Raw genomic sequence first — 10,180 nt, 5'->3', positions numbered from 1 at the left:
ATCGGTCTTTGTCCATGCTGATATCAAAGTTAGTAATTATTGAATTATTAACAAACGCACAAATGTACGACCATTGACCATTGACAATTAAATAATAGTAAACGCCGAACAATGTATCGCGTAATTTGGGTTAAAAAAGAAAAATAATCTTTTGAAGCCTGAAGTGTACTTCTCTGTTTGAAAGCATTTCTGTACGAAAAGAGGTGTCTAATGTACGATTTTATCCCCTCTGCATGCTTTTCGACTTCTACATTTGCCCCGCAAATCATGATAAAGTTTTAAGAACACATTAATAAAAATACCTCATGAAAAAAAACAGTTTTTTGATTTCGGTGCTTCTGCTTCTCGGCCTTTTCGGTTGTAGCCCTAAAGAGCCTCAGCGAAATATGGAGACCTCCCCGAAAGACACTTTTCTTTCGTCGGTCATACAGACGGCCGTACGACAAATCGGCTTTCAGGTACAGTTGATTGAGGAATCCGGACGAATCCTCAATCCCAGAACCGTTCATAACGGAAAAGTGCAGTATATTCCCAAAGACGATTGGACAAGCGGATTTTTCTCCGGTACTTTGTTCTATCTGTACGATCTGACGGGAGAGGAGCGCTGGAAAGAAGCAGGAGTAAAGTATACGGAGGATCTGGATTCGGTGAAATATCTCACATGGCATCATGACGTAGGTTTTATGAGCAATTGCAGTTTCGGCAACGCGCTACGGGTCACCGGTAATGACGCTTATAAAGAGGTGCTGGTCAAAGCGGCCCAATCGTTGGCCACAAGGTTTCGTCCGGCGGCAGGCGTGATTCAGAGCTGGGATGAAGACCGGGGCTGGCAAGGTCGGCGCGGTTGGATGTGCCCGGTCATCATCGATAATATGATGAACCTCGAATTGCTTTTTAAGGCTACGGAACTGTCCGGCGATTCGATCTATCATAACATAGCGGTGTCGCATGCCGATGTAACGATGAACAATCATTTCAGAGCAGACGGAAGCTGTTATCATGTAGTAGACTACGACAAGAAGCAAGGAGGCGTGCGCGGCAAATATACCGCACAGGGATACGCCGACGAGTCGTCGTGGGCACGCGGTCAGGCTTGGGCCATTTACGGTTATGCCATTTGTTACCGTTATACGAAAGACCCGCGTTACCTTGATATGGCCGATAGAATCTATCGTTTTATCTTCCAACATAAGAACTTGCCCGAAGATTATATTCCTTACTGGGACTACGATGCTCCTCGTATCCCTAACGAGCCGCGTGACGCATCGGCAGCCGCCATCACGGCTTCGGCACTTTACGAACTGGCATCGTTCGGAAAAACGGAGTACAGGGAAACAGCCGACAAAATCATTCATACGCTCGCCGGTCCTGCTTACCAAGCCATCGTGGGTACGAACGGAAACTTTCTGCTGATGCACTCGGTCGGGAGCATCCCGCACGACAACGAAATCGATGTCCCCTTGAATTACGCCGATTATTATTTTCTGGAGGCGCTGACAAGAAAAACGAAAATGAATTAAGATATATCAAACACCTTATTACAAAACATTCAAATGAATCATGAAGAAAACAGTTAACGATTTTTGGAAAAGATGTATCCTTACATGTATCGGGCTCTTACCCATGTATGTTCTCGCACAAAGCGGACTTACCGTGCGCGGTTCGGTTTCCGATACACGGAAGGAACCCGTCATCGGTGCGACGATTATCGTCAAAGGTAATACGGCGCAGGGAACGATAACCGATATGGACGGTAAATACGAATTGAAAGATGTACCGTCCGACGCCACATTGGTATTTAGCTACATCGGTACGAAGACACAGGAAATCGCGGTCGAAGGACGATCGACCATCGATGTCACACTCTCGGAAGACGACCGGTTATTGGACGAGGTGGTCGTCGTTGGCTACGGCACGCAGAAGAAAGTCAACCTGACCGGATCAGTGGCGTCCATCAATATGAACGAATTGACCGAAAGCCGTCCGATCACAAACACCTCTCATGCGCTGGCCGGTATGGTAGCCGGGGTATCGGTACGTTCCGGAAAAAATCAGCCGGGCGATGACAACGCCAGCATTTTAGTACGCGGACAAGGAACGCTCAACTCCTCGGCACCGCTGATCATTATCGACGGAGTGGAAGCGGGTATCAACACCGTTAACCCGCAGGATATCGAAACCATGTCGGTGCTGAAAGATGCCGCTTCGGCATCGATCTACGGATCACGGGCGGCCAATGGCGTCGTATTGATCACAACCAAGCAAGGAAAGGAAGGGGTTGTGAAGATCGATTACAACGGGTATATCTCGTCCGAGTCGATCCGCAAAACCCTGACGCCTGTGTCGAATTACGCAGACTATATGGAACTGATTAACGAAGGTTGGAAGAATTCGGGTAAACCGCGTGTCTTCTCCGACGAGTCGATTAAAGCATGGCGCGACAATGCGGGACGTGACCCGCTGAAATATCCGAACACAGACTGGGTAGACGAAACGTTTCGTCCGTCTGTCTCTACGAATCATACCTTGTCTGTAAGCGGTGGATCTAAGAATATCCGCTATTATGGCTCCTTCGGCTATCTGGATAATCCGGGGGTGATGGAAAATACCGGTTACACCCGTTACAACGCGCGTTTGAATCTGGACGCTCATCTTAAACCTTGGTTGAAAATAGGCGCTCAACTGAGTGGTTATGTCTCGGATATGGAGCCGGCGGCAGGTTCCGTTGTTCAGGATGTCTTTACGTACACCTCCGCTACGACGCCGGGTATGGTATTCCGTGCGCCCGACGGTCGTTACGGAGCGATGAATAATCTCGAAGATGCTTCGCAGTCGGCTAATAACAATCCGATCCGGAGACTGAACTCGATTGCAGGTCATACGCGGAAGAATAATCTGCGTTCGCGCTTCTTCGGTGAGTTCGCACCATTCAAGGGCTTTACCATTACCGGATCATACTCGTACGAATTCGTCGATACGCAAGGCGAAAATAAACCCGTATTCCACGATGGCTGGAACTTTGCAGACAATACGGTTACGCTTCCGGGTAAAGGAAAAACAAGTATTTTCAATCGGAACGACAAAATCGAACGTTTCTTCAACGATGTGGTGGCACGGTACGAAACGAATCTGGCAGACAACCGGCTTGGATTGAAAGTGATGCTGGGAGCAAGTCAGGAATTGTACCGGAACAGGAGGTTTTCCGTTCGCCGCTTCAATCAGATCGACCCGAGCCTTGACGTGCTCGACGGCGCCATCGGTGAATCGTCTTCGTCGGGTACACGCACCGAATGGGCGATGCATTCGCACTTCGGCAGGGTGAACGTAGACTGGGATAACAAATATCTGTTGGAAGTGAACCTGCGCAGCGACGCTTCGTCACGCTTTGCCAAAAATAAACGTCGGGGGTACTTCCCTTCCGTTTCGGGGGCATGGCGAATTGATCAGGAGGCTTTTATGGCACCTCTGACGGAAAAAGGCTTGTCGAACCTGAAGTTGCGTGCTTCATACGGTTCACTCGGAAATAATGCGGTGGGTAATTACGATGCCATAGCTGCTTATTCTAACATTATGAACAGAGGAAAGAAAAATGAATACAAGTTCGGTTATGTACTCGATAATGCGGCGGTGATTGCGTTAGCACAAACGGCAATTGCCAACTTTGATCTCTCATGGGAATCGACCTACGTGACCGATTTCGGAATCGATTTCGGTTTGGCCGGCAATCGGTTAACGGGTACAATTGATTATTTCGATAAAAAGACGAAAAATATTTTGATCAATTTGCCGGCACCGGCAGTACACGGAACGGCTTCCATCCCGAAACAGAATAGCGCGCAGGTAACGAACAGAGGAATCGAGATCACACTCGGATGGCGTGATCAGATTGGCGACTTCTCTTACTCGGCCGAAGTGAATTTTACGCATGTTACGAACAATGTGGATAAGTTTAAGGGAAAAGAATATTCATTAAACGGGGAGGTGAACATGATCCGGGAAGGCTTGCCTATCAATTCGCAGTATATGCTCCGGGTAGATCGGATTATCCAGACGGACGCCGATCTTGCCATTGTGCAGAAAATGATCGATGAAGCGCCGGTAGTCAATGGTAAAAAAGTGAATCCGTTCGCTTCTTTCGGCCGGCCGGAAAAAGGCGATCTCCTATATCGGGACATCAATCAGGATGGAGTAATCGACGAGAATGACCGTACGATCGTTAGTGACGGGCCTAACCCGAAATATTTCTTCGGGCTGAATCTCGGAGCATCTTACAAAGGGATCGACTTTTCCATGCTGTTGCAGGGACAAGCCGGTGTGAAAGTGTACTGGCAGCATTCGCCTTACAACACACCGACGGTACGTACCGGTTATCAGCTCAACAAAGCCGTGACCGACGGACGCTGGTACGAAGGTCGTACGGACGCTACTTATCCGCGTTTGCTCGACTATTCCGACCGACGCAATATCATTGCCAGTGATTTTTATCTTGAAGATAAAGCGTTCCTCAAAATACGAAATATCCAGCTCGGATATACGCTTCCTAAATCACTGACACAAAAGATTCGTATTGAGCGTATACGTCTCTATGGCAGTTTGGAAAACTTCTTTACATTTACCGGTTACCGGGGATTCGATCCGGAGGTGTCCGGCCTGGACTATCCTTCGATGAAACAAGCTGTAGCCGGTATTAATCTTTCATTTTAATCCATACCATCATGAAATATAAATATATTCTTTTATCAATGATACAGGCCGCTCTGTTCTTCTCTTGCTACGACCTCGATAGAGAACCGGCCGACGAATTGGGCGAAAATTCCTTCTGGAAAACCCAAAGCCATGCCGACCAGGCCATGATGGGCGTTTATGCCCAGATGCAGAACGACCATGTGTTCGGGATTCAGTACGGCTTCGACTGTCTTTCCGATATTGGAACCGGTTACGATAACCCGGCGTACTTCCGCATTTCGCGCGGAACCTATAACAGTTCGGAAGATTATTGCGCGAATAAATTCGCCAATCTTTACGAAGGCGTCGCACGAGCGAATATCGTGTTGCAGAATGTCGATAAAATTACGATGAGCGATGAGTTGAAAGCCCGTTACAAAGGCGAAGCACGATTTATGAGAGCGTTGTATTATTTTACATTGTGCGACTTCTATGGAGGCATACCGCTCTACGACGAAACGACCGTTGTAGCCAAGGATTTTGCGAATATGCTCAAACCGAGAGATACGAAAGAGGCTGTGCATGAATTTATTCTCAAAGACTTGGATGAAGCGGCTCAGACACTGCCCGCGCAGTGGGATAAACCGAACCGCGGACGGGCAACCCGCTGGGCTGCTCTTTCGCTGAAAGGCAAAACGCTGCTCTATGCGAAAAAATATAAAGAAGCAGCCGATGTTTTCGAAGAAGTAATCAAAACCTCGGGCATTGTTCTTTATCCGGATTATTCTGCTTTGTTTAAGCCCGGAGGCGATGAAAGTACCGAAATGATTTTTGCCGTGCAGAATATGAGCGGTGTGGGTACCGAATTCGGTATGCCGCTGGCCAAGTTTATGGGAACGCGTGCTACTTACGGTAGTTGTTGGAACAACGTGATGGCCGCTACCTCCTTCGTCGATTCGTATGAATGGAAAGACGGTCGGCCGTTCGACTGGGATGAAGTCGTTCCCGGCTTTAAGGGCGACGATAAAATAAAGGACAAAACGTTCCGGGCTACGTTAACCGCCAATAAAACGAAGGTGGAGAAATACCCTGCAATGAAAGAAAAATTGCTCGAAATGTATGCTCAACGCGATCCCCGCATGGCGGCTTCGATCATCCTGCCTTACTCCCGATACAACGGATGGGTATCTAACGCTCGTAAAGATTGTGAATATGTTGTCGCCAAAGGCGTCAATGAGAAAAACGGTTTTATCCGTATCAACGGAAGTATGTCCGACTCCTATCCGTGGCGTAAATTCGTTCCCGAATATGACATGGACGGCTCCATCACAAAGCGTGAACATACGCCGATTAATTTCCCGATCATCCGTTATGCGGACGTGTTGCTGATGTGTGCCGAATGTCACAACGAAGTCGGTAACCAAGCGCGTGCCGTTGAGTTGATCAATCAGGTCAGAGCGCGTGTGGAGATGCCCGGATTGAACAGCGGACCGGATTGGCTGAAGGCTTCGACAAAAGAAGAAGTGTTCAAGCGTATCATGCACGAACGTGCTGTGGAGATGGCCGGTGAAGGGGTGCGTTTCAGTGACCTGCGCCGGTGGGATTTACTGAAGCAACTGCTCGACGGAAAATGGGAAACTGGCTTCACAGGCGCTAAATACTATAAACGTGTCGTACGTGATCGTGACTTCCTCTGGCCGATCCCGATAGAAGAAATCGACAAGAACGACAAGTTGATACAGAACCCCGGATGGTAATTCTATCTTCCCGGACAGCCATATCAGGCCTATTCTGCCGCAAGACAGTGCTTACCCGTTACAGGAAAGCCTGTTCTGCGGCAGATAAGGCCGCAACTTTCCCGACAGCGTAGAACGTCGGTAATGAATCTCTTCCGACCGAAGAGAAGATGCGATTTATTTCTTATATTTGTGTGCAAAACAAAACCAATCGAACAAAATGAAGACAAATTATGAGCTGCGTTATGCAGCGCATCCCGAAGATGCGAAGGCGTATGATACGCAACGACTGAGAAGAGATTTTTTGATAGAAACGTTATTTGTTCCCAACGAGGTGAATATGGTATATTCGATGTATGACCGGATGGTCGTAGGCGGAGCGATGCCCGTAGGGGAAACCCTTCGACTCGAGGCGATCGACCCGTTGAAACAGCCGGTGTTTCTGATGAGACGTGAGTTGGGGATTTACAATGTCGGAGGCAAAGGATCTGTGAAAGTCGGTGATGATGTTTTTGAACTCGACTATAAAGAAGCACTCTATTTAGGTTCAGGTGATCGGGAAGTGTATTTCGAGAGCTTGGACGAGAGTCGGCCGGCTAAATTTTATTTCAACTCGGCCACGGCACACCGAAACTATCCGGACAAGAAGGTGACGAAAGCGAATGCGATCGTGATGGAACTTGGCTCGCTTGAGTCCTCGAACCATCGTAAGATTAATAAAATGATTGTCAATGAAGTGTTGCCTACCTGTCAGTTGCAGATGGGGATGACGGAGCTTGCCGTGGGAAGCGTATGGAACACGATGCCCGCGCATGTGCACAGCCGTCGTATGGAAGCGTATTTCTATTTCGAGGTACCGGAAGATCAGGCTGTCTGCCATTTCATGGGTGAACCGAACGAAACGAGACACATTTGGATGAGAGGAGATCAGGCCGTGCTTTCACCCGAGTGGTCTATCCATTCGGGCGCCGCAACAAGCAATTATACGTTTATCTGGGGAATGGCCGGAGAAAATCTTGATTACAGCGATCAGGATTTTTCAAAAATTACCGAACTTCAATAATGACAGGTCGAAGATGAAATATTCCTTTTTCCTTGCCTTCTGTGGCCTGTTTGCCGTAGTAGCCTGTACAAAGACGCAGGAAACGATACGGGTAACGGTCGAGAATCCTGCGACATTCGATCGTAACCACGAAATGGTCGAAATAGCGTGGGCTACTGTTTGCGAGAAACTCTCGTTGCACGATGGACAAACCGTCGTGGTGTATAATAACGCTTCGGAAGAAATCCCCAGCCAGCTTATCACCGGAGGAAACGAAATTCCTGTGAGCCTTATCTTCCCTGTAAGCCTTTCCGGAAACGGGAAAGCCGAATACCGCATAACTGCCGGTGAACCGGCCCATGTGGAGCCGATGACGTACGGCCGTTTTGTACCTGAACGGAAAGATGACTTTACATGGGAGAACAACCGTAGCGCTTTCCGGGTGTACGGACCGGCATTAGAAGCTACCGGCGAAATCAGTAACGGAATGGATTTCTGGGCTAAACGTACCGAGGCGCTTGTTATCGACCGGTGGTATAAGGACGATCTGTCCGGTGTTCGCTCTTATCACGAAGATCATGGCGAGGGGTTGGATTTCTATAAAGTAGGACGTACGCTTGGGCTGGGAATGACGGCTCCTTACGTCGACGACAGTTTGTGGCTCGGAAATAATTTTACGGAATACAGGATGCTTGATCAAGGGCCTTTACGCATAGCATTCGAGCTTCGTTACAAACCGTATAACGTGCAGGGCACGGAAGTGAATGAGACGCGTCGAATCTCACTCGATGCGTATAGCTATTTCAACCGGATTGAGCAGTTATTCGAGGCCGATACGGCCGAGATGACACTGGCTACCGGGATCGTGTTGCATGCACAAACGACTGAAGATGTTCTTTCTGATGCGGAAGGGGGGATCATGGCTTGTAAAACGCCTACCGACTCGCTTAACGGAACGATCTACGCCGGCGTAATCCGCCCGGAACCGTTCCGTGAAATCAAAACCGACGCCGGTCATTTGTTAGGTATCGCTCCTTATCGCACAAAAACGAATTATGTATATTATGTCGGTGCCGGATGGAGTAAGGCAGGGTTCGAACATTTTGCCGCGTGGATCGATTTCCTGCAACAGGAAGCCTTGAAAATCAAACAACCTCTCAAAATAAACGTTGAATGAAAGCCTCTAAGCTGTCTTGTTTGGGACTTATGGGGGTCATTCCGGCTTGCATGCATGCACAGGAATATCGTGCCGGCGACACCTTACGTCCCAACGTTGTCTATGTTTTCCCCGACCAGATGCGCAACAGCGCGATGGGCTTCTGGAATGATCCGGCTTTTGCTCCGCATCTGCAAGGTCAGGCAGATCCGGTCGAAACGCCGAATCTCAACCGTTTTGCCAAAGAGTCGGTCGTTTTCTCTTCGGCCATGAGCAACTGTCCCTTAAGCAGTCCGCATCGTGCGTCGCTGCTTACGGGCATGTATCCTCACCGGAGCGGCGTGCCGCTCAACGTAAACAGCAGGCGCCCTTTCAGCTCACTGCGCGACGATGCCACAACAGTAAGCGACGTCTTTAGCCGGAACGGTTACGACTGTGCTTATATCGGTAAGTACCATCTGGATACCCCTATGCCGAATGATCCGGAAAATCCGGGAAGCTACGTTGAGCACCGCGATCCCGTTTGGGATGCTTACACTCCTCCCGAAAAACGACATGGTTTCAACTTCTGGTATTCGTACGGCACATTCGATGTACATAAGAATCCGCATTACTGGGATACGGACGGTAAACGCCATGACATTAACCAATGGTCGCCTTCGCACGAAACCGATATGGCCATCAGCTACTTGAAAAATGAATCCGGGCGGCGTGACGCATCCAAGCCGTTCTTTCTGATGATCAGCATGAACCCGCCGCATCACCCGTATCACTCGTTAGACGACTGTATGGAGGATGATTACAATTTGTATAAAGATCGACCGTTGAGTCAGCTCCTGCTACGTCTCAATGTCGACACAATGATGGAGAAGGCTTCTTCAGCCGCATATTATTTTGCCCAGATCAGCGGAGTAGACCGGGAGTTCGGCCGTTTGCTCGATACGCTGGATGAATTAGGATTGTCGAAGAATACCATCGTCGTCTTTTCGTCCGATCACGGTGAAACGATGTGCAGCCATGGCTTGCAAGACGCCAAAAACTCTCCTTACTTTGAATCGATGAATGTTCCCTTGCTGGTACGTTACCCCGATCGACTCAAACCGCGCATCGTCGACTATTTGCTCTCCAGTCCGGATATTATGCCAACCCTTCTTGGACTGAGTAATTTGAGCCAACAGATTCCGAATGAGGTACAAGGTACCGACTTCTCACAAGCGATGTTGACCAATCAACCTGACAAGTCGTTGCCCGATGGTGCGTTATATATCCGCAATATGGATGGTCCTCCAGATCAGGACGGTAAGGTGAGAACGTATGTCCCGGTAGCGCGTGGTATTAAAACGCATCGTTACACGCTCTCGCTTACAATCGATAAGGAGAATAAGCAACTGAAAGAAGTCCTGTTGTTTGATGATCTCGATGATCCGTATCAGATGCATCACATCGATTGGAATACCCGGCCTGAGCTGAAACGACAATTATTGAAGCAGTTGGGACAGTTACTCAAAAAACACGATGATCCGTGGTATAAAGATGGTATTCTGAAAGATTTGATTACGTATGAATAAATACACGTCATTC

General features: G+C 48.6%; 6 protein-coding genes. All 6 read left to right on the top strand.

The genetic code is table 11. From position 1 onward, the window contains the following. Window positions 1-386 precede the first annotated feature (386 nt). The 6 genes from EII41_RS05010 to EII41_RS04985 all read left to right on the top strand — a co-directional run bounded on the left by EII41_RS05010 (window position 387) and on the right by EII41_RS04985 (window position 10,167). On the top strand, window positions 387-1,520 hold the full coding sequence (locus EII41_RS05010; protein ID WP_411292577.1) for a glycoside hydrolase family 88 protein: 1,134 nt from the start codon (window positions 387-389) through the stop codon (window positions 1,518-1,520). 40 nt (window positions 1,521-1,560) lie between these two features. Continuing rightward, window positions 1,561-4,704, top strand: a complete 3,144-nt coding sequence (locus EII41_RS05005) for a SusC/RagA family TonB-linked outer membrane protein (protein WP_124789684.1) — start codon at window positions 1,561-1,563, stop codon at window positions 4,702-4,704. Window positions 4,705-4,715: 11 nt separating this feature from the next. Then, window positions 4,716-6,422 (top strand): RagB/SusD family nutrient uptake outer membrane protein, encoded by a 1,707-nt coding sequence (locus EII41_RS05000; RefSeq protein WP_124789683.1) that lies wholly within the window; start codon window positions 4,716-4,718, stop codon window positions 6,420-6,422. Window positions 6,423-6,621: 199 nt separating this feature from the next. After that, complete coding sequence (gene kduI, locus EII41_RS04995; protein ID WP_124751076.1) at window positions 6,622-7,464, top strand: 5-dehydro-4-deoxy-D-glucuronate isomerase; 843 nt, start codon at window positions 6,622-6,624, stop codon at window positions 7,462-7,464. A 13-nt stretch (window positions 7,465-7,477) separates the two neighbouring features. Beyond that, the gene (locus tag EII41_RS04990) at window positions 7,478-8,620 is read left to right on the top strand and encodes a DUF4861 domain-containing protein (RefSeq protein ID WP_124789682.1); all 1,143 of its coding nucleotides are present in this window, start codon (window positions 7,478-7,480) and stop codon (window positions 8,618-8,620) included. Further along, window positions 8,617-10,167, top strand: a complete 1,551-nt coding sequence (locus EII41_RS04985) for a sulfatase (protein WP_124789681.1) — start codon at window positions 8,617-8,619, stop codon at window positions 10,165-10,167. Before EII41_RS04990 ends, EII41_RS04985 begins: the two co-directional genes overlap by 4 nt. Window positions 10,168-10,180 lie beyond the last annotated feature (13 nt).

This window comes from Tannerella forsythia (genome assembly GCF_003860135.1).
GTDB lineage: Bacteria > Bacteroidota > Bacteroidia > Bacteroidales > Tannerellaceae > Tannerella > Tannerella forsythia_A.
This window is presented reverse-complemented; position numbering and strand designations above follow the sequence as displayed.

What these genes read in the sequence shown, in the direction of transcription:
- EII41_RS05010 (WP_411292577.1), top strand. Translation starts at nt 387, where the DNA reads ATGGAGACCTCCCCGAAAGACACTTTTCTTTCGTCGGTCATACAGACG.
- EII41_RS05005 (WP_124789684.1), top strand. Translation starts at nt 1,561, where the DNA reads ATGAAGAAAACAGTTAACGATTTTTGGAAAAGATGTATCCTTACATGT.
- EII41_RS05000 (WP_124789683.1), top strand. Translation starts at nt 4,716, where the DNA reads ATGAAATATAAATATATTCTTTTATCAATGATACAGGCCGCTCTGTTC.
- kduI (WP_124751076.1), top strand. Translation starts at nt 6,622, where the DNA reads ATGAAGACAAATTATGAGCTGCGTTATGCAGCGCATCCCGAAGATGCG.
- EII41_RS04990 (WP_124789682.1), top strand. Translation starts at nt 7,478, where the DNA reads ATGAAATATTCCTTTTTCCTTGCCTTCTGTGGCCTGTTTGCCGTAGTA.
- EII41_RS04985 (WP_124789681.1), top strand. Translation starts at nt 8,617, where the DNA reads ATGAAAGCCTCTAAGCTGTCTTGTTTGGGACTTATGGGGGTCATTCCG.